Source organism: Gilvimarinus sp. 1_MG-2023 (genome assembly GCF_030548285.1).
The window spans coordinates 77435-97098 of the sequence record NZ_JAUOSC010000007.1 but is presented as its reverse complement, the minus strand read 5'-3'; the positions used below and the strand labels follow the sequence as shown (position 1 = coordinate 97098).

The window sequence follows — 19664 nt, the reverse complement described above, 5'->3', positions numbered from 1 at the left end:
CCGGCAGCCGCGCTAACTTAACTGGCTAGCGCGGCTGCCGGGGCGAGGTTAGCCGTCGAAGCTTTGGTAAATGGAGCTAAAGGTCGCTTTGAGTTTGGCCAACTCGAAGGGGGGCTTAAAAAAACCGTGGTAATCACCACGCGGGTTAATAATCACAATATTACCGGAGTGATCGACGGTGTAATCATCGCCTTGGGTGACTTTGCTAAAGGCAACATTCACTTGGTTGGCAAAGCGCCGCATGGTTAAAAACTCACCGGTTACGCCGATAAAGTCGTCACCAAAGTACGCCACATACTCTTTCATAATGGCGGGGGTATCGCGCGCGGGGTCTAAACTAAACAGCATAACTTCGGTATCGGCGGCAATGGGTTCAGGCAGTGCGCCCATTAAGCGCGACATTTCGGCCATAGTTGTGGGGCAAATGTCCGGGCAATGTGTAAACCCGAAAAACAACAGCGACCAATGGCCTTTAAAATCATCTTGGGTGAATGTCTCGCCATTTTGATCGAGTAGTTCAAAGGCCTCAAAGCGGCGCGGCTGTTCAAAAATCAAAGCGCCATTGATACGCAACTCGTCATTACTCATAACCCGTGGGGTGACAAGTTTATTCACCACCAGCGCCACGGCAGCGGCCATAAACACCACACAGGCGAAAATTGTCCAGCGTATGTTACGGGCAGTATTTTGCGTATCACTCATGCTATTGACTCCGTTAAATTCCCAGCGGATGGGTAGGCAACAAATAGTGGTCGGCCAACATCACCACAAATAATGCCATTAAATAAATGATCGAGTATTTAAAGGTCTCCATCCCCAATCCTTCGCGCTTGCTGACCATTAACATAAACGACCAGTATAAAAATCCCGCGCCTAATATGAGCGTGCCAATCAAGTAGATCCAACTCATCATGCCGGTAATAAAGGGCAGTAAGGTCACCAAAATCATAATGATGGTGTATAGAAAAATATGCAGCTTGGTGTATTTTTCGCCGTGGGTAACCGGCAGCATAGGGACACCCGCTTTGGCGTAATCGTCTTTGCGGTGCAAGGCCAAAGCCCAAAAATGCGGGGGCGTCCAGGCAAATATGATGAGCACTAATAACAATGCGTGGCCATCGAGCGTACCGGTTACGGCCGTCCAACCCAGCAGCGGCGGCGCGGCACCAGCGATACCGCCAATAACAATATTCTGCGGTGTGGCGCGCTTTAAAAACAGCGTATAAACCAAAGCGTAACCGAGCAACGACACCAAGGTTAAGACGGCCGTCAGGGTATTGATGAATATCACCAACAGCGCCATGCCCAGCGCGCCAATCACACCGGCAAATACCAGAGCCTGCATCGGCCCGACCCGCCCTTTGGCAACCGGACGATTGTGAGTACGCGCCATTTTCTGGTCGATGCCTTTATCCACCAGGTGGTTGACTGCCGCTGCCGAGCCCGCGCACAAAGCAATACCCAGGTTGCCAATAATCAATACATGCAAAGGTACCATACCAGGTACCGCCAATAGCATGCCGATAACCGAGGTTAGGATCATTAACATAACCACTTTGGGCTTGGTTAATTCATAATAATCGCGCCAGCTGGGCGATTGTTCAACGGCTTGGGTGTGGCTCATGCAGCAGTTACTCGTTTATTCATTTATGGGTTTTCACTTACTGTGGTATCGCTACTTTGGCTGTATAGACACGGTGCGTCAAGGTTACCATGCACAGCAACAATAAAGCGCCTACAGCATTGTGAGCAACAGCAATGGCCAGCGGTAAGTGAGCCATTACATTGGTGATGCCCAAGGTAATTTGCGCGGCCAGAACCGTGGCCAACACCAGCCCCATTGGACGCGCCACTCGCACCTGCAATAAGCGGCGCAACAGCAGTAATAACGTTAAGGTCACCACAATAGCCCCGAAGCGGTGCGCCATATGAATAGCCGTGCGAGCATCGCCTTCCAGCAGCCCACCTAAGTAATTGGGGCCGATGGTTTGCGTTAAATTAAATCCGCGCACAACATCCATTTCTGGCCACCATTGGCCGTGGCATGTTGGAAAGTCGGTACACGCTAGAGCGGCGTAGTTAGAGCTGGTCCAACCACCTAATGCAATCTGTAGGGTAACCAATACTAACGCCAACACAGTTAAGGGCTTGAGCGATTGTAGTGTTAGGTGCTGTTGGGTCACCCAGCGCCAAGGTCCCAAGCGCTGTACCAATAACCAGAGCAAGCTTAAAGTGGCAAAACCGCCCAATAGGTGTGCGGTGACGATTTGTGGCCATAGCTTTAGTGTTACCGTCCACATACCAAAGGCGGCCTGAATTATCACCAACACCAGCAAACCAACTGTATGCCAACGTGGCACTTCTGTACGGGTTTTGCTGGCCTTGCGCCAGGTTACAATGGTTAAGCCCAAAATCAATAAACCGAGCGCTCCGGCAAAATGGCGATGAACCATTTCCGGCCAGGTTTTATCGTGCTCAACCGGCGATTCAGGAAAAAGTGCTTCGGCAGCTTCGACATGATCGGCCGTTGTCGGCCAGGTCAGGTGGCCATAGCAACCGGGCCAATCTGGACAGCCCAGCCCGGCATCCGCCAGTCGGGTAAATGCGCCGAGCACCACGACTAAAGAGGCCAGCGCGGTGGCCAGTAGTGCTATTCTAAATCCCCACACCCATCTTTCATTAGTCATCGTTCGCCCTAATCTTCGTATGACGTTTTCAACATCTTTTTAATATCTTTTAACAGCTCACCGCCTTGGTCGTCGCGGTGATATGCCATCATTAAATAGCCTTCTTGATCCATTAAAAAATATCGGCCTGCTTTCACGCTATTGTCTGCAAAGTTGGTGGCAGCTAATGCCGAGTTAAATTCTGTATTGGCAACTTGCATGACTCGCAGCTTTGGATGCTCTTGAGCGATATGCTCGGCTAATTCAGGCGATAAATCATCGTCCAGTAATAAATAAATACGCTCCACCCGACGCGCTTTTTCATTCAAGCGAATATGTACTTGGCGTGTTAAGTAAAGATTCTCCATACATATCGAGTCACACTGGGCATGGCCAGGTATCACATAGCGCCAGCGTTTTTCTTCGCTTTTAATGTCCCACTCGGCGCCATCGGATAAACGCGGAGTCAGCTCACTTAACAATTGCGGAGGCTGTAATAAAACACCTTTATTGACTGTGCCCTGGGGCATGCCCCAACCGGTATGGTAAATGGTATAAGCCGCAACCATGGGCAGTGCAACCACTAACATCAGCAGTACTGCTTGAATTTGCCCCCGGCGTTTACTTTTTTTAGCAGACATAGTCTTATTTTACCTCGTTGTTTTTTCTGTATTGCCACACACTGGCAATATTGGTATTGGCAATTATAGAGAGCACGAATAACGCCAAGGCCATCGCGAACCACTGCACCGCATAGCCGGTGTGCTTGCTAGATTTCATATTCACGGCCTTCCACTCGGTACGCAGGGCTCCAACACTGGCCGAATCAATATTTAAATAATACGATCGGGCTTGCTTACTCGTACCCAGCATTTCTTGTGGTGCAATTTGAGTAATAATTTTTGGCCACTGTTCCGATTGACTTTTGGCACTCAACATTGGGTGATCCGATAGAGCTGCCACCGAAGCAAACACGGTGTGTTCCCCGATCAATGGCTCAATACTGGGTATTTGCTCACGCTTGGCCGGTGCTTGCACCCAGCCCCGATTGACCAAGACTTCAAATCCATTGGTTAATCGTAGCGGTTGCACCACCTCATAGCCCACACGCCCTCCGCGTTGTCGGTTGTCCACTAACCATATTCGATTATTATCAAACCGGCCTCGGGCAATGACACGTGTATAGGGCGCCAGTTGAGTTTGCCAGTCGAGGTTAATGGGCGCCTGAGTTTGTCGTGCATTGAGTGCCGCTTCTATGGATCGTTTTTCCTCGGCACGACCCAGCTGCCAAACACCCAGTGAAATGAGCGCTGGTAATAATACTAACGACAATATCACCAGAGGGATATTGGGCGTGAATTTTAACTGGGGTGATGGTGTGGGTGTCACAGTGATACCTACTTGTGCTGCGATCCCGAGCCGGGTTAATCCGTAGGTGACTATTGCCAGTGGCAGGGGTATGCTGCCCGTTCCCAATAACACGAATTAGGGCGATTTTCAGGATTTTGCTATGTGGTTGAAAATTATCATTCTCATTTTATTTGTTGGCGTCGTACTCAGCTTGAGTGCGGGCCTAAATTTTTTATTGCGCGATGCCGGTGTTCCCGATTCTAAACGCACACTCTACTCGCTGGGCGTGCGTATAACGCTGGCGGTACTGATGATGATCTGCGTCGGTTACGGTTTTTACACCGGTATTCTTACCGATAGCGCACCCTGGGATCAGCATTTACGCTAACCTCAGGGCATTCAATCTTTAACCAAATACGTACACGGCAAAGAACAAGCCGACCCAAACGACATCGACAAAGTGCCAGTACCAACTGGCCGCTTCAAAACCAAAATTATCGTCGGGCTTGAAGTGGCCTTTGGTGACCGATCGCAACCACATAATCAGCAGCATCATGGTACCCATGGTGACGTGTGCACCGTGAAAACCTGTCAGCATAAAGAAAGTGGAGCCGTAGATGCCAGACTCAAGCGTTAAGCCCAGTTCGGTATAGGCGTGAATATATTCTTCCGCTTGTAATATTAGGAAGATAACCCCTAACAATACGGTCAAGCCCAGCATAATATTAAACTGCTTACGCTTGTTGTTTTTAATAGCGGTATGGGCAAAATGTACCGTCACACTGGAGGTCATCAAGATAGCGGTGTTCCAAAATGGCAGCCAGCTTAATAAGCCGCCAAAGCCTGGCCAGCTCATATTCTGCTCTGGGCCTTTGCGCAGAGCCTCTTCGCCGTTAACGGCCATGTCGGGGGTGGTCATCAGCGGCCACTGGGCTTCAAATCCGGGCCACAGTAATTCACTGCTGACACCGCCATCACCTTCACCGGCAAGCCAAGGCACTGCCAGAGTGCGAATATAAAACAAGGCGCCAAAGAAGGCGGCAAAAAACATAACCTCGGAAAAGATAAACCAGCCCATGCCAATAACATAGGATTGTTTTAGCTGCGGGCTGTTCTTTCCTGCCATATTCTCGCTAATGACAATACTGAACCAATTCCATAATACGGCGGCAAACATTAAGCCACCGGCAAAAAATAGCCAGGTGCCATAGGAATTACCATTTATCCAATTGGCCGCACCAAATACCGTTAAAAACAGGCTAAAACTGGCAAAAATCGGCAGCTTACTCTGTTCCGGTACGTAGTAGGTTCCTCCACTCATAATTCTACTCCCCGCGCAAAATGTTATTGTTCTGCGGTTAATGTTACTGGCCCTGCTTCGGCCATGCTTAACAACTCTTCTTTGCTAAATCGGTCGGTGGCATCAAACAATGTATAACTTAACGTAATTGTTTTGATGTATTCGGGCAGGTCTTGATCGACGATAAAATACATCGGTAGAACTGCTTCGGTACCGGCCAACAGCGCCTGTTGGTTAAAACAAAAACACTCTGTTTTGTGAAAATAACTGGCCGCTTTGTATGGAATCAAAGAGGGTACGGCCTGCCCGATCATATCTCTACCGGTGGTGTTTTTTGCCAAGTAGTTAATCCGCGTTTGTTCACCTGGATGAACCGTCACGGTTTTCACTTCTGGGCCAAACTGCCAGGGCATTCCCTCATTGTTGGTGGCGACAAACTGTATCTTAATTTCACGGCTGGTATCGATTTTCACATCCACCGCTTGATACTGATCGCCGGTTTTTCCATTTAAACCTGTTATTTCACAAAACGCATCGTACATTGGCGGCATAATGAAGATTGCAAAAACAAACATGAAGCTGACGATAGCGGTTAGTTTCACCGTTAATCGGGTATTGGGATTTTCCGGCAACCACTTCATGTTTATTTCTCAACCGCGCGCCTAGGCGATGGGTTATTTCAACTCCGGTGGTGTTGAAAAGGTGTGGTAAGGCGCCGGTGACGCAACTGTCCACTCCAAACCTTCTGGGTTTTCCCACACTTCGTCGGTGGCTTTTTTGCCCGAAACGATGGTTGCAATGACGTTGTACAAGAACATTACCTGAGCGGCACCAAACAAGAAGGCACCCACTGAAGAGATCATGTTCCAGTCGGCAAACATCATGTTGTAATCGGGAATACGACGCGGCATACCCGCTAAGCCCGAGAAGTGCATAGGGAAGAAGGTGACATTCAGGCCGATAAACGCCAGCCAAAAATGCATTTTACCCATGGTTTCGTTGTACATGTTGCCGCACCACTTGGGCAGCCAGTAGTACACGCCGGCGGTGATCGAGAAGATCGCACCGGGCACCAGAACATAGTGGAAGTGAGCGACCACAAAGTAGGTATCGTGATACTGGAAATCCGCCGGCGCTATGGCAAGCATCAGACCCGAGAAACCACCAATGGTAAACAAAATCACAAAGGCAATTGAGAACAACATCGGCGTTTCAAAGGTCATGGCGCCGCGGAACATGGTCGCCACCCAGTTAAAGATTTTCACCCCGGTAGGTACCGCAATCAGCATGGTCGCCCACATAAAGAAGAGCTCACCGGCGATGGGTAAGCCCACGGTAAACATATGGTGCGCCCAAACTACAAAGCTCAAAAAGGCAATGGCGGCTGTGGCATACACCATAGAGGCGTAACCGAACAGTGGCTTGCGCGCGAAGGTTGGGATAATCGCGCTGACAATACCGAAGGCCGGCAAGATCATGATGTACACCTCGGGGTGACCGAAGAACCAGAACACGTGCTGGAACAGAACCGGATCACCACCACCGGCGGCATCAAAGAAGCTGGTGCCGAAGTGGATGTCCATTAACATCATGGTGACCACACCAGCCAGCACGGGCATTACCGCGATCAGCAAGAAAGCCGTGATTAACCAAGTCCAAACAAACAGTGGCATCTTCATGTAGGTCATGCCAGGAGCGCGCATATTGACGATGGTGGCGATGATATTAATGGCCCCCATAATCGAGCTGGCGCCCATGATGTGCACGGCAAAAATAAAGAAGGTCACCGAGGGGGGTGCATAGGTGGTGGACAGTGGTGCGTAGAACGTCCAGCCGAAGTTGGGTGCCCCGCCTTGCATAAACAAGGTGGACGACAACATGGCGAACGCGAACGGCAGAATCCAGAAGCTCCAGTTATTCATACGTGGCAAGGCCATATCTGGCGCGCCAATATGCATAGGAATCATCCAGTTTGCCAAGCCAACAAAGGCGGGCATCACTGCACCGAACACCATCACTAAACCGTGCATGGTGGTCATTTGGTTAAAGAAATTAGGTTCAACGATTTGCAGCCCGGGTTGGAACAACTCGGCGCGAATCACCAGGGCGAATATGCCACCCAAAAAGAACATTGCAAAACTGAACCACAAGTACATGCTACCGATGTCTTTGTGGTTGGTGGTATACAACCAGCGCGTAATACCTTTTGCGGGACCGTGAGCCATTGTCTACCTCCTATTTGCCCTGTTTATGATTATAAATATCGAGCGGCTGAGCGAGATCGCCCATGTTATTTGCCCAAGCATTACGTTCGTAAGTGACGACGGCGGCAATGTCGACTTCTGACAACTGCTCGCCAAAGGCCTGCATGGCCGTACCGGGAACACCATTCACTACTACATCAATATGTTGTTCAATCGGTCCGACCGTAATGCCTTCTTTCAAACTAGGGAAGGCACCCGGAACCCCTTCACCACTAGCCTGGTGGCAAGCGGCACAAGAGCGGTTATACACTTCTTCGCCTTTGGCGTAGAGCTCATCAAAGGTAAAGGTTTTTTCGGTCAGCTCGGCTAGGGCGGCAGCGGCGGCTTTTTTCTCTTCCAGCCAAGCGCGGTAGTCAGCTTCGGATTTGGCTTCCACCACAATCGGCATAAAGCCGTGATCTTTACCGCACAATTCGGCGCACTGGCCTCGGTAGACACCCGGCTCTTCGATCACAGCCCAAGATTCGTTGGTATAGCCTGGAATCGCATCGCGCTTAACACCAAAAGCCGGCACCCACCAGTTATGAATGACATCGTTGGCGGTGACGATAAAGCGGACTTTTTTATCCACGGGCAACACCAGAGGCTCATCCACCTCAAGTAGATAATTGGGGTTTTTCTCGGCAAAACCGGTGATTTCGTCGCGCGGGGTGGAGAGGTTACTAAAAAAACTAACGTCTTCGCCTAAAATTTCGTATTTCCAGCGCCACTGATAACCGGTGATCAATACATCCACTTGTGACTCGGAAGTATCGTAGAGTTCGATTAGGGATTTTGAGGCGGGGATGCCCATGGCGATTAGAATTGCGAATGGAATTGCCGTCCAGGTAAGCTCAAGTATTGTGCTTTCATGGAAGTTGGCGGGTTTTACACCCCGAGACTTGCGATGTACAAACATGCTGAAAAACATGATGCCAAACACAACCACACCGATGCCGACACACCACCAGAACATCAGCATATGAAGTCCGTGTATGTCTTGACTGACCGGCGTCACCCCCCGGGTCATATTGAACTTCAACTGCTCAGTTTGCTCTGCTAGCACCCAGTTGGATGACAACAGCACCGCGAAACCAAGCAACCAGGCACAAAGGCCACGTGCTGTTTTCAACATTGCCCATCTTCTCCGTTTAGTTTCATTATGCTTATTATTAGGCAGGCACATTCGTTGCCTGCATGATTTTACTGCTCGTGAGTGGCCTAGATCACGGTATGCTAGCCAGCCACACAGCCAAACACTTTATGCGGAGTGACCGCCACAAGTGTTTTTATTTATAGAGCCTGTCACTCTTATACCAGAGGCACAACCTGCACTAATCCTGCGCCACTAACTGAGTAGCAACTGATTAAGAGCCGCCTATAGACAGCTGAGACGCGGTTAAATGTTACCCAAACGAGAACCCAACCCAGCGGGTTGTGGTGACAAGCCACCACTCGTTTATTAGGAGCAACTAAACGAGACTCCAAGCGCCTTAAACACAGTCACAACAGTATTTACTGAAACAGTAGATACTGGGCCTAGCTTATTGGGTACCAGCGAAGAAATTCGGAAGGGTACGACAAATAAACTGCGGCAAATCGTCGCAACTACAGATTTTATAAGGCCATAGCGCGGCACAAAAGTCAATATCTTTATCGCATTTCACACGCACTATAGTCTGTGAGAAAATAGGTTTTTTCAGCCAAATTCTGGCCAACTTCCGCCAATGAGCGCAACTTTGTCTATATTTTCCCGCTGGCGCCAAACCAGTTCTGGCATCTGGCCACTGGTGTGGCCAATCATGCTGACCAACCTATCCGTTCCCTTATTGGGTACTGTCGATACGGCCATATTGGGTCACCTTCCATCGGCCGCCCACTTGGGGGCCGTAGCGGTTGGAGGCAGCATCATCACCCTCGTATTTTGGTCGTTGGGTTTTTTACGAATGGGCACCACCAGCTTGGTGGCCCGTGCCGTGGGCGGCCAAAACTGGGACGAAACGTTAACTCTGTGGCTCCGCTCAGCGATACTGGCGCTCGCGCTGGCCTTTGCCTTAGTGTTGGCCAGTGGCTGGATAATAAAGTTCGCTCTGTTGTGGATGCAGCCGGCTCCAGAAACGTTAGAGCTGGCCAAGCGATACTGTCAAATTCGCTTTTACAGCGCTCCGGCCACATTGCTTAATTACACCATTATTGGTTGGTGTATTGGCCAGCAAAATACTCGCAGCCCGCTAATCATTTTATTTTTCACCAATGCACTTAATATTGCTCTTGATTGTCTTTTTATTTTAGGGCTCGGTTGGGCCAGTGACGGCGCCGCTTATGCCAGCATGCTTGCCGAGTACAGTGGGCTTACCTGCGGCCTTTATTTATTGCGCCGCCACTTATCAGCTTTAACCTTAACCAACTCGATTCGTGAGCACTGGCAACGATTGTGGGCCTGGCGAGAATACGTGCCGCTATTGACCATTAACCGACATTTGTTTATTCGCACAGCGTGCCTCTTAGGTGTATTTACGTTCTTCACAGCTCAAGGCGCCCGGGCCAGCACCACTATTGTTGCCGCGAATGCCATTTTATTGCAGCTATTAATGATAACTTCCCACGCGCTTGACGGTTTCGCTCACGCCGCCGAAGCCTTGTGCGGTAAAGCGGTTGGCGCCAATAACCAACACGAGTTAAAACGAATTATTAATGCCACTACGATTATGGCCGCGGCCAGCGCTTTTTTGATCAGCGTTGTGTTTTGGTTGGGCCAAGAGCCTTTGTTACAACTTTTTACACAATTGCCTGAGGTTTTGCTTGAGGCAAATCGACAATACCCGTGGATGATTGCATTGCCGTTATTGGCAGTTTGGAGTTATCAACTGGATGGTATTTTTATTGGCATGGGCATGACTCGTGCCATGCAAAACACCATGCTCGGCTGCATGCTTATCGTGTTTTTCCCCGCTTGGTGGTTAAGCACAAGCTGGGGTAATACTGGGCTCTGGTTAGCTTTTTGTCTTTTTAACGTCAGCCGCGGCTTATTTATGGCGGGGGTATTGTTCATCAATCCACCTGCGAAATTTTTATCAACGCGCTGATGTTTTAAACGTCGCTGGCACACATAACTCTTTAGGTTAAATCGCGCGGTTATACCTATTTGTATAATTCCGGCTAGTGCTAATAAGATTTTAATCTCTCTGCAAACTTGCATTAGTGCTTATTTATATTACTTTTTAAGCAACTCCGTTGTTTTCATAAGGAAACCGAATGCACGCCCCTGACAATTTCAATCACGCAAGCGAGACGCCCATGGCTGGCAGACACTCGGACACCGCCACCTTTCAGGGACAGATTGGACGCATTCGGGACATTGTAGAACATGCCATTGAGCAACCAAGAGGGACGACGTCTTTGGTGGAACGCTTGGCGGACCGCACCTCTTCTTTACATGCCTCTATCAGTTTGCCGGCCGACTCAGCACCTTTATTACTGGCCGATTTTGTGGTGCGCTATATCGAACATGTACCCGATTTTGTTGAAGCCATTTATGAAATGGCTGCCGACTCTGAACTACTGCCACAAGTGCAACCTTTACTGACTATTGCCACCGATTACTTCCTCAAACCACCCGACTTAATCACCGAGCACAGCCCACTCGAATCACTGCTGGACGAAGCCTATTTGGCTCATCGTTTACTGGAGGAAATTAACGATCGATTTATTTTGCGCTGCGGCCAACCGCTAGTGCCTATGGACACGACACGCGCCAATTTAATCGCACACGAATTGATTGGCGAGCCTTTTGCCAACGAGCTGGATCAGGCAGTCATTTTTTCCGCTGAGTTATTGTTAAGTGAGTACAGTTTTTCTGGCGCCGCCTTTGACAAGTTTTTTGCCCGCCACCAGCAAAGTGGTTGGTCGGTAGAAATATCTCGCTGGCCTTGCCTGGCGTCAGACAGGGCCATTTTTCTTAATTTCGATCGCGAGCGATTGTAAGAACAGTTTGATTATTGATCCGACAGCTTAACGATGTTGACCACTTCGGTGGGCACAGTGTGCTTCTGCGCATTAACACGAGTCTCTAATTCTTTGGCGGCTGAAGTAAAGTGCATTTCATCCTGAAAACCGCAGGCAACACATTCGCGATAATCCTTTCCGTCTTTCGAGTAGACTTTAATACGATCTAGAGCTTCGCATTTAGGGCAAATGGCCCCGGCTAAAAACCGGGGGGTTTCGCTATAACTGCTCATGATGCCTCCGCGATAAGTCCACTGTGTTTTAACAGCGGCTCAATTGAGGGTTCGCGCCCACGAAAGCGAATAAACAGTTGCATGGGCTCGGCCGAACCACCTTGCTCTAAGATTGACTGCATAAACCGATGGCCGGTTTGATTGTTAAAAATACCTTCTTCTTCAAACGCAGAAAAGGCATCGGCCGATAACACTTCCGCCCACTTATAGCTGTAGTAACCCGCCGCGTAGCCACCGGCAAAGATATGGCTAAAACCGTTTTCGAACCGGTTAAACGCCGGTTGCGGAACAACTGCCACCTCGCGCCGAACGTCATCCAACAGCACGGCTGCTGGCACTGGGTTAAGAGGGTTGTATTCGGCGTGCAGGCGAAAATCAAACAGCGAGAACTCAAGCTGACGCATCATTTGCATGCCCGACTGAAAGTTCTTCGCCGCCAACATTTTATCAAGTAGCGCCTCCGGCAGTGGCTCGCCGGTTTCAAAGTGGCCGGACATTTTACCTATTACTTCTTTCTGCCAGCACCAATTTTCTAAAAACTGACTGGGCAGTTCGACGGCATCCCAAGCCACCCCATTAATACCGCTAACGGCCGCAACATCAATGGCGGTTAGCATGTGGTGAAGGCCGTGACCAAACTCGTGGAATAAGGTGGTGACTTCGTCGTGAGTCAACAGTGAAGGCGTATCGCCCACCGGCGGAGTAAAGTTACAAGTTAAAAAGGCAACCGGCAATTGCAGACCCGATTCGGTTTGACGGCGCACACGGCAATCCGCCATCCAAGCGCCGCCGCGCTTGTGTTCGCGAGCAAACAAATCGAGATAAAAGCTCGCCACCTGCTCACCGTTGCGGTAAATCTGGTAAAAACGAACATCCGGGTGCCAGCTAGCAAATGCCGCCACCGGAACAATGTCGATATCAAACAACCGGGCTACTACATCGAACATTCCGCTAATGACTTTTTCGGCTGGGAAATAAGGACGCAGCTCTTCCTGTGAAATATCGTATTTTTGCTTGCGCAGCTTTTCACTGTAATAGGCTAGGTCCCAGGCCTGTAAATCGTCACACCCCTGCTCGGTCGCAAATTGTTTAAGTTCGGCCACATCTTGCAGAGCTTGCGGGCGAGACTTTTCCGCCAGCTCGTGTAAAAAACCCAATACTTGTTCGGGACTATCGGCCATTTTAGTGGCCAGCGAGCGCTCGGCGTAGCTGGCAAAGCCGAGCAGCTGCGCCTGCTCGTGGCGCAGCTTAAGTGTTTCGGCAATCAACGCCGTATTGTCCCACTCTGCGGCGCTACTGCCATCGGCTTTTTTACCATCGGAACTGGCCCGGGTGACAAATGCCCGATACATTTTTTCCCTCAGGGTGCGGTCATTAGCGTACATCATGACCGCCAGATAAGAGGGAAAATCCAGAGTAACAACATATCCCGATAGTGGGTTGTCTTGATCATCCTGCTTTTGTTCGGCTGCCTGACGCGCTTGCGCGATGGCCGACTCGGGCAAGCCGGCGAGAGAATCTGCGCTGTCGAAGTGCAAATACCAAGCCCCGGTGGCATCAAGCACATTGTTGGCAAAACGGGTGGACAGCTCAGACTTTTGTCGGGAGATATCGGCAAAGCGCTGCTTGTCTTCACCATCCAGTGCGACACCGCCCAAGACAAAGTCGCGCAGGGCATTATCAACCACTTTTTTCTGGGCGGTACTCAGCGCTGAATACTCATCACTCTCTGCCAGAGCTTTGTAGGCGTTGTACAAGTCGCGATTTTGCGACACCTCGGTGCTGTACTCGGTCAACAAAGCTATGCTGGTGTTGTAGGCTTCGCGTAACTCTGGCGAATTAACCACCGCATTTAAATGACTCACCGGCGAGAAAGCGCGCTCCAGCCTGTCATCTTCAGCCTCCAGCGGCGCGACCAGACTGTCCCAGGTGGGCTTATCGTTACCGGCCAATAACCGCTCCAAATGCGCTCGCCCCTCGGCGATAAGATGCTCGACAGCAGGCACAATATGCTCGGGTTTTATTTCGTCAAACAGGGGCAGTGGCTGATCGCTCAGCAGGGGGTTTTGCGCTAGGGAATCGGTCATTTTTCCTCCGGTTTAGGGCCCACAGCCGTTATACTCTGGGGCCGATATTAAATAGGGTATGTTCAGGCTTATTTTCGACCCAGAGCCTGGCTCACCCCTTATACTGGCTATGATACACCGCTTAGCAGAGGTACCCACTATGAATTCCACCACGACAGCGGATAACATTCGTTCGTTTCAAGGTCACCACCCCCAGTTGGGCGAGCGGGCCTTTGTCGACCCCAAAGCGCTGATAATCGGCGATGTCAGTATTGGCGCAGACTCCTCCGTCTGGCCTTTTGCTGTGGCACGCGGTGATATGCACTCTATACGTATAGGCGAACGCACCAGTATTCAAGACAACACGGTACTGCATATTACCCATGCCGGACCATTTAACCCCGAGGGCTATCCGTTGACTATTGGCTCGGATGTGACGGTAGGCCACAGCGCCTGCCTGCACGGCTGTACCATCGGCGATCGGGTACTGGTGGGCATTGGCGCTACTATTTTGGACGGGGCCATCATTGAGAGCGAAGTGGTCATCGGGGCCGGCACCCTGGTGCCGCCGGGCAAACGCTTGGAGTCCGGCTATGTGTATATGGGCAGCCCCGCCAAGCAGGTGCGCCTGTTAAACGACAAAGAGCGCGACTTTTTCTGTTATTCGGCCAACAATTACGTCCGTCTTAAAGATCAGTATTTAGCCGAAGTGTAATTAACCGCAATCAACAAGGTTCAATCACCTATACTGAATTCACACGACGTTAGAGCAAGGAATATATGTTAATCAGCAACTTGGAAGTAGTGCCCGGCCGCCGGGTTAAAGAGCATTTGGGACTGGTGCAAGGCAGTACGGTGCGCGCCAAGCATGTCGGGCGCGATATCGCCGCCAGTTTTAAAAATGTATTTGGCGGTGAGTTACAAGGCTATACCGAACTGCTCAACGATTCGCGCGAGGAAGCCATGGCACGCATGCAGGCGCAAGCACAAGCCATTGGCGCCAACGCTATTTTGAATGTGCGTTTTTCCACCAGCTCGGTGGCTCAGGGCGCCAGTGAATTATTTGTTTACGGCACCGCCGTTGAGCTAGCGTAAGCCGTGTCTGCCGCACTAATGCAGTTTATTGGGCCACTGGTACTCTTTTCTATTTTGATGCTCTGTGGGCTTATTTTTGGCTCTATTGCTGAAAAGCGTCACTACCAAAGTATTCGTCAGCGCGAGCGGGCACTGGTGGGCATCTTAACCTACCCCCAGCGCCTACCGCCGCCACAACTACCAGCGCCCACCACAGCGCTGGTAGTTGGCTCGGTGGTGATTTCCGCCGATTACTTCAAGCGCTTTATCGCCGTGCTGCGCATGCTGGTAGGCGGGCGTTTAGACACCTACGAAACCTTGCTCGATCGTGCCCGGCGCGAAGCAATTTTGCGTATGAAAGAGCAAGCAGAGCAACTGGGGGCGCAAAGCGTTTTTAATATGAAGTTACAAACCGCCGCCATTGCCGGGCGCAGCGCCCGGGCAGGCACCGCTTGCCTGGAGGTGGTGGCCTATGGCACCGCGCTCATTCCCCCTCATGGCCTATCACAACCGCCTACCACCTGAGCATATTAATGCTCAAAGTGGTCCATGGCTGGCGGACTTACTGCGCCGTTTAGCCATGGTGATCGGCGTTTTTGCTGTTCTTTTCTGGCTATTACTACTGTTACTGACTGAACTTACCCGCTTAACCCCTTTTGCCTGGGAGCGCACCTTAACCGAGCAGTGGCAAATATCATCAGGCACAGACTCACCCGCTTACCTGCAAACATTAACCGAGCAAATCGCCCAAGCGGGCGGACTAGACCCAGAAATCACTTTTACCCTACACCGAAACAACTCTGAGGCTATCAATGCCTATGCCACCCTAGGGGGACATATAGTGATATTTGATGGACTGCTCTGTGAAATGAACTCTGAACAAGCGCTTGCCTTTGTCCTCGCCCACGAGCTTGCCCATCTACACCTGCGCCACCCTATTCGCTCGGCCGCACAGCAATTGGGACTCTCGCTTTCGGTAGCTCTATTGTTTGGCCAGAGCAACGCTGGCCAATTAGCGGGGCTCAGCGGCTCATTGGCACTGCTCAGCTATTCACGCGAGTTTGAACGAGAGGCGGATGCCTGGGCGTATCAGGCTCTATTACGTCATTACGGACACATTAATGGCAGTGGCGATTTGTTTGAAATGATCAGCGAACAAGACGCACAAACGCTTAGCTGGTTGACCACTCACCCCCACAGTGACCACCGACAACAACGAAGACTCAAGCTTGCCGAGCAACACAATTGGCCAACCGCGGGCCAACTCACGCCTCTTAAAGTGGGGCTTCTCTGTAACAGGGATTAATAGCTGGGTGGTTTAGGCAGGTAGTTTTGCGAGAACACTTCCGGGGGTAAAGGCTTGTCGAATAAATAGCCTTGAATCAATATTTCATCGTACTGTGCCAGCCACTGTGCTTGCGCGTCTGTCTCAACGCCTTCGGCCACAATCAACAGGTTCATATTGCGAGCAATGGCAATAATAGAAGCCACCATGGCAGCATCTTGGGGGTCGATGGTGATATCGTCGATAAAGGATTTATCGATTTTGACTTTATTTACCGGCAGCCGCTTGAGATAACTCAGTGAACTGTAACCAGTGCCGAAATCATCCAGAGCAAAAGTGATACCTTCGTTCTGCAGTTTGCGCATTTTATCCACTACCTCATCGAGGTTGTGGAGAGCCGCGCCCTCGGTAATTTCAAACTCTAAACAACTGCCGGGTAATTTGTATTTGCGCAATACGGAAATACATTTGCCCACAAAGTCTGCATCGTACAATTGCCGCTCGCTGATATTGACCGCTATTCGCATATCAGGTGGGAAGCGCCCCTGCTCTTTATGACGACGAATAAACTGGCACACATCATCCAATAATTGCATACCGACTAGATTGATCATCTCTGAGTTTTCTAAAAACCCGATAAACTCCCCCGGTGATACCACACCGCGCATAGGGTGGAACCAGCGGATGAGCGCTTCGCCCCCTACCAGTGAGCGTGCGTGTAGATCTATCAGCGGTTGCAAGTAAAAAGAAAAATGGTGTTCTTGATAGGAGAGCCTGATATCGGATTCCAATTGCAGTAGCCGGTTTACTTCCGCTGCCATTTGCGGCTCGAATACTTGAACCGCCCCACTGGCACGACGCTTGGCCTCATTCAGAGCGGTATCGGCTTGCGACAATAAGGTTTCGACCGTGACATCCCCTAAAGGGTAAAGGGCTATGCCCACGGTTGCCTGTACCGCAAAGTCTTGGTTGGCTAGGGTTACCGGCTCATTGATGGTTTGTAAAAACCGCTCGGCAACTTGCTCCGCGCGACTGCGCGCTTCTTCTTGTGTGGTACCCACTTCTGGCATACTGAGGATAAATTCATCACCACCCAAACGGGCCAGTGTCTCAGGCTCACGCACCTTTTTTGCCATGCGCTCAGATAAATGCAGCAAGAGTTCATCGCCCAGCGAATGGCCCATAGTATCGTTGATACGCTTAAACTCATTTAAGTCAATAAGCACCAGTGCGCCGTAGCGGTTGCTGGCCTTGCAGCGATGAATATCCTCTTGCAGCTGCTCCAGTATTTTATTGCGATTGGCAAGCCCGGTCAGGGTGTCGCAATAGGCCAAATACTCAACTCGCTCCTCAGCTTCCACCAACTCGGTAATATTATTCAAAACAACGATTACACGGGTGATATGTTCGGAGACAAAGGGCACTAACGACATTTGCATAATGTGGCTTTCATTGTGAAGACCACTGAAATGCTGCTGGCGATTAAAGACGGGGGCCTGCTTTCTTCCCACGCGCTGCAACAACGCTCGAATTTGCTCGCTTTCTTCAATACCGCATTCGGTAATCAAATCAAAATAATTGCTCGCCTGATCGGCCCCGAAATAACGCTTAAATGCCTGATTATAAAACAACAAAGTTCCTTCTAAATCCACCGCAAATACTTGATTGGGGCTGGCATCTAAAATCAGGCTCAGTTGTTGTTGCTGTTGTTTGAGCTCGGCGTGTTTTTCATTAAAGTTATCCAGCAAACGGTTGGCTGAATTAACGATATAACCCAACTCATCGTGCTCATGTTTACGCAGATGAGGAATATTGCTAACCGGAACCCGAGCGTGATCCAGCGCGGCAAATCGGGTAGCTAGGGTAACCAGTGGGCGGGTCAATAAAAAGTGATACACCATCACTAAAACCAAGGCGATACCGAAATTGCGCACCGAACCTGTCAGTAGAACCCGCCAAGCTCGATGATAAAAAGGGTTGAGCGCTCGATCTTTATTCAGCTCCAGCTTTAGCATTCCCATTACCATGCCATCCTCGGCAATCAGTGGGTATTCAAAACTTTCTTTCCCCCCTACCAAAAGACGGGTTAGCCAGAGCGACTGGCTGGGCTGGATAGCTTGGTGGTGCTGAGCCATAAGGTGGTTCTGGTCATCAAAGATGGCTATTTGGCTTAAAAACCGGTATTCAGCCAAGCCCTGGACTACCTGCTCGGCTAAATTTTCATCCAATAAAAACACAGCGCGTTGAGCCGAGTTACGACTGACTCGACTAATTTCTTCTACGTTATTGAGTATTTCTCGATATTGGGTGCGAAAATCTAAATAGACTTGCAGGCTTGCCACTAGCACCCCCAGTACTACAACAACCACAAAACTGGTACGCGCCAGTTTGTAGGAAAGTCGTTGAAAGAGGTCTAGGGTCATTTTATACCTGTGAACCGAGCTGTTATTGTTGCTCACATATTAAACGGTTATTTCAGTCACACACGGTAAAACCCATGTATTAACATACTAATACTGCCAATCAACAATGACAGAAGTTTCTCTTATACTCAAGAGCTATAACGGCCCTGCAACCAATAGGGCTTAACCTGTCGGCAGGGCTTCTAAATTGTTTTACGCAAGTTGAGTGCAACTATTTCTAGTATAGTCGGCCCTTACATCTTTGTTCGATAAACCTGTTGTTGTCGATCGATGTCGACAATCCTCGGCGCCAGAGCCCTTTTACCCGATAATCACCCGGCTCATTTACGCAATTTCACGCTAGGGTTTCGCCATCATTAAGCTTGCAAGGGATCTTGCAGACCGCTCAGGCGCTGCTCACATTGCTTCGCCATTGAGTGTTACTACCAATTGTCGACCACCAGCCCGATTGCGATGTTCACACAAGTACACCCCTTGCCAGACACCCAGATTAAATCGCCCTTTAGATATTGGTAGCATAAGGCTGGAGCCTAAAATACAATTTTTAATATGGGCAGGCATATCATCGTCACCCTCGTAATCGTGTTGGTAGTAGGGCGCGCGTTCGGGTACATATTGATTAAAATGACGTTCTAAATCGCCACGAACCGTTGGGTCAGCATTTTCATTAAGCGTTAAGCTGGCGGAGGTATGCTTAATGAAAATCTGTGCCCACCCCACCGCAATTGCACTCATATCGGGCAATTGGCGCTCTATTTCATCGGTAATCAAATGAAAGCCACGCGCCTTAGGCGGCATTGATATCTCGGTCTGAATCCACATAAGAGTTCCTTTAAAAAGCCCTGCTAAGTCACTAACGAGCCTGCACAGGTTACAAAACATACAGGTTGATTAACAAATGTCGACTTGTGACTCATTGATTAAATTTAATTGATTTCCCCACTTGAATTTTTGTCTATTCAGGCTCATGTTTAAAGTGTGGCTCGGTGATTTAATCTCGGGCAACAATTGTCACTTCA

Annotated in this window: 20 protein-coding genes; 7 read left to right on the top strand and 13 right to left on the bottom strand. The window is 49.9% G+C overall.

Annotation, left to right across the window (positions count from 1 at the left end):
• Positions 1-48 precede the first annotated feature (48 nt).
• The 5 genes from Q4563_RS10000 to Q4563_RS09980 are packed head-to-tail and all read right to left on the bottom strand — an operon-like array spanning position 49 to position 4055.
• Positions 49-702, bottom strand: a complete 654-nt coding sequence (locus tag Q4563_RS10000) for an SCO family protein (RefSeq protein WP_215974749.1) — start codon at positions 700-702, stop codon at positions 49-51.
• 13 nt (positions 703-715) lie between these two features.
• The gene (cyoE, locus tag Q4563_RS09995; protein WP_215974748.1) at positions 716-1624 is read right to left on the bottom strand and encodes a heme o synthase; all 909 of its coding nucleotides are present in this window, start codon (positions 1622-1624) and stop codon (positions 716-718) included.
• Between the two features lie 37 nt (positions 1625-1661).
• Positions 1662-2687: a COX15/CtaA family protein gene (locus tag Q4563_RS09990; protein WP_215974747.1), complete on the bottom strand. Its 1026-nt coding sequence runs from the start codon at positions 2685-2687 to the stop codon at positions 1662-1664.
• A gap of 8 nt (positions 2688-2695) precedes the next feature.
• A complete protein-coding gene (locus Q4563_RS09985; protein WP_303604408.1) occupies positions 2696-3307 on the bottom strand; it encodes a hypothetical protein in 612 nt (203 codons plus the stop codon).
• 4 nt (positions 3308-3311) lie between these two features.
• Positions 3312-4055 carry an SURF1 family protein gene (locus Q4563_RS09980; RefSeq protein ID WP_303604407.1) on the bottom strand — a complete coding sequence of 248 codons (744 nt, stop codon included), beginning with the start codon at positions 4053-4055 and terminating at the stop codon, positions 3312-3314.
• 121 nt (positions 4056-4176) lie between these two features.
• On the opposite strand from Q4563_RS09980, the gene Q4563_RS09975 reads away from it, so the two are divergent.
• Positions 4177-4404 carry a DUF2909 domain-containing protein gene (locus tag Q4563_RS09975; protein ID WP_215974744.1) on the top strand — a complete coding sequence of 76 codons (228 nt, stop codon included), beginning with the start codon at positions 4177-4179 and terminating at the stop codon, positions 4402-4404.
• Between the two features lie 18 nt (positions 4405-4422).
• Here the strand turns inward: Q4563_RS09975 and Q4563_RS09970 are convergent, their stop codons facing one another.
• The 4 genes from Q4563_RS09970 to coxB are packed head-to-tail and all read right to left on the bottom strand — an operon-like array spanning position 4423 to position 8694.
• Entirely contained in the window at positions 4423-5337 is a 915-nt protein-coding gene (locus Q4563_RS09970) for a cytochrome c oxidase subunit 3 (RefSeq protein ID WP_303604406.1), read from the bottom strand.
• A gap of 23 nt (positions 5338-5360) precedes the next feature.
• A complete protein-coding gene (locus Q4563_RS09965; protein WP_215974742.1) occupies positions 5361-5957 on the bottom strand; it encodes a cytochrome c oxidase assembly protein in 597 nt (198 codons plus the stop codon).
• Between the two features lie 33 nt (positions 5958-5990).
• A complete protein-coding gene (ctaD, locus tag Q4563_RS09960; protein WP_215974741.1) occupies positions 5991-7541 on the bottom strand; it encodes a cytochrome c oxidase subunit I in 1551 nt (516 codons plus the stop codon).
• A gap of 10 nt (positions 7542-7551) precedes the next feature.
• Positions 7552-8694 carry a cytochrome c oxidase subunit II gene (coxB, locus tag Q4563_RS09955; protein WP_215974740.1) on the bottom strand — a complete coding sequence of 381 codons (1143 nt, stop codon included), beginning with the start codon at positions 8692-8694 and terminating at the stop codon, positions 7552-7554.
• A gap of 604 nt (positions 8695-9298) precedes the next feature.
• Here coxB and Q4563_RS09950 point away from each other — a divergent pair.
• Both Q4563_RS09950 and Q4563_RS09945 read left to right on the top strand, forming a co-directional pair.
• Positions 9299-10645 carry an MATE family efflux transporter gene (locus Q4563_RS09950; RefSeq protein WP_303604405.1) on the top strand — a complete coding sequence of 449 codons (1347 nt, stop codon included), beginning with the start codon at positions 9299-9301 and terminating at the stop codon, positions 10643-10645.
• A 169-nt stretch (positions 10646-10814) separates the two neighbouring features.
• Complete coding sequence (locus Q4563_RS09945) at positions 10815-11543, top strand: hypothetical protein (RefSeq protein ID WP_303604404.1); 729 nt, start codon at positions 10815-10817, stop codon at positions 11541-11543.
• An 11-nt stretch (positions 11544-11554) separates the two neighbouring features.
• Here Q4563_RS09945 and Q4563_RS09940 read toward each other — a convergent pair whose 3' ends face one another.
• Positions 11555-11797 carry a YheV family putative zinc ribbon protein gene (locus Q4563_RS09940; protein ID WP_303604403.1) on the bottom strand — a complete coding sequence of 81 codons (243 nt, stop codon included), beginning with the start codon at positions 11795-11797 and terminating at the stop codon, positions 11555-11557.
• The gene (prlC, locus tag Q4563_RS09935; protein WP_303604402.1) at positions 11794-13884 is read right to left on the bottom strand and encodes an oligopeptidase A; all 2091 of its coding nucleotides are present in this window, start codon (positions 13882-13884) and stop codon (positions 11794-11796) included. The genes Q4563_RS09940 and prlC overlap by 4 nt, the downstream gene beginning before the upstream one ends.
• A gap of 139 nt (positions 13885-14023) precedes the next feature.
• Here prlC and Q4563_RS09930 point away from each other — a divergent pair, with 139 nt between their 5' ends.
• From Q4563_RS09930 to Q4563_RS09915, 4 genes are all read left to right on the top strand, one after another.
• A complete protein-coding gene (locus tag Q4563_RS09930) occupies positions 14024-14578 on the top strand; it encodes a gamma carbonic anhydrase family protein (RefSeq protein WP_303604401.1) in 555 nt (184 codons plus the stop codon).
• Between the two features lie 65 nt (positions 14579-14643).
• Positions 14644-14958, top strand: coding sequence for a YbjQ family protein (locus Q4563_RS09925; protein WP_215974734.1), 315 nt, complete (start codon positions 14644-14646; stop codon positions 14956-14958).
• Positions 14959-14961: 3 nt separating this feature from the next.
• Positions 14962-15462 (top strand): YbjQ family protein, encoded by a 501-nt coding sequence (locus Q4563_RS09920; RefSeq protein ID WP_303604400.1) that lies wholly within the window; start codon positions 14962-14964, stop codon positions 15460-15462.
• Positions 15410-16243 (top strand): M48 family metallopeptidase, encoded by an 834-nt coding sequence (locus Q4563_RS09915; RefSeq protein ID WP_303604399.1) that lies wholly within the window; start codon positions 15410-15412, stop codon positions 16241-16243. Before Q4563_RS09920 ends, Q4563_RS09915 begins: the two co-directional genes overlap by 53 nt.
• On the opposite strand, the gene Q4563_RS09910 is transcribed toward Q4563_RS09915, so the two are convergent.
• Positions 16240-18645, bottom strand: a complete 2406-nt coding sequence (locus Q4563_RS09910) for a putative bifunctional diguanylate cyclase/phosphodiesterase (RefSeq protein WP_303604398.1) — start codon at positions 18643-18645, stop codon at positions 16240-16242. The two genes, Q4563_RS09915 and Q4563_RS09910, sit on opposite strands and share 4 nt — an antisense overlap.
• Positions 18646-19041: 396 nt before the next feature.
• Entirely contained in the window at positions 19042-19467 is a 426-nt protein-coding gene (locus tag Q4563_RS09905; protein ID WP_215974731.1) for a secondary thiamine-phosphate synthase enzyme YjbQ, read from the bottom strand.
• Positions 19468-19664: the final 197 nt, after the last annotated feature.

Coding starts and splice junctions, on each gene's coding strand:
- Q4563_RS09970 (WP_303604406.1), bottom strand. CDS start 5,337: ATGAGTGGAGGAACCTACTACGTACCGGAACAGAGTAAGCTGCCGATT.
- prlC (WP_303604402.1), bottom strand. CDS start 13,884: ATGACCGATTCCCTAGCGCAAAACCCCCTGCTGAGCGATCAGCCACTG.
- Q4563_RS09910 (WP_303604398.1), bottom strand. CDS start 18,645: ATGACCCTAGACCTCTTTCAACGACTTTCCTACAAACTGGCGCGTACC.
- Q4563_RS10000 (WP_215974749.1), bottom strand. CDS start 702: ATGAGTGATACGCAAAATACTGCCCGTAACATACGCTGGACAATTTTC.
- coxB (WP_215974740.1), bottom strand. CDS start 8,694: ATGTTGAAAACAGCACGTGGCCTTTGTGCCTGGTTGCTTGGTTTCGCG.
- Q4563_RS09905 (WP_215974731.1), bottom strand. CDS start 19,467: ATGTGGATTCAGACCGAGATATCAATGCCGCCTAAGGCGCGTGGCTTT.
- cyoE (WP_215974748.1), bottom strand. CDS start 1,624: ATGAGCCACACCCAAGCCGTTGAACAATCGCCCAGCTGGCGCGATTAT.
- Q4563_RS09985 (WP_303604408.1), bottom strand. CDS start 3,307: ATGTCTGCTAAAAAAAGTAAACGCCGGGGGCAAATTCAAGCAGTACTG.
- Q4563_RS09945 (WP_303604404.1), top strand. CDS start 10,815: ATGCACGCCCCTGACAATTTCAATCACGCAAGCGAGACGCCCATGGCT.
- Q4563_RS09915 (WP_303604399.1), top strand. CDS start 15,410: ATGGCACCGCGCTCATTCCCCCTCATGGCCTATCACAACCGCCTACCA.
- Q4563_RS09990 (WP_215974747.1), bottom strand. CDS start 2,687: ATGACTAATGAAAGATGGGTGTGGGGATTTAGAATAGCACTACTGGCC.
- Q4563_RS09965 (WP_215974742.1), bottom strand. CDS start 5,957: ATGAAGTGGTTGCCGGAAAATCCCAATACCCGATTAACGGTGAAACTA.
- Q4563_RS09925 (WP_215974734.1), top strand. CDS start 14,644: ATGTTAATCAGCAACTTGGAAGTAGTGCCCGGCCGCCGGGTTAAAGAG.
- ctaD (WP_215974741.1), bottom strand. CDS start 7,541: ATGGCTCACGGTCCCGCAAAAGGTATTACGCGCTGGTTGTATACCACC.
- Q4563_RS09975 (WP_215974744.1), top strand. CDS start 4,177: ATGTGGTTGAAAATTATCATTCTCATTTTATTTGTTGGCGTCGTACTC.
- Q4563_RS09940 (WP_303604403.1), bottom strand. CDS start 11,797: ATGAGCAGTTATAGCGAAACCCCCCGGTTTTTAGCCGGGGCCATTTGC.
- Q4563_RS09930 (WP_303604401.1), top strand. CDS start 14,024: ATGAATTCCACCACGACAGCGGATAACATTCGTTCGTTTCAAGGTCAC.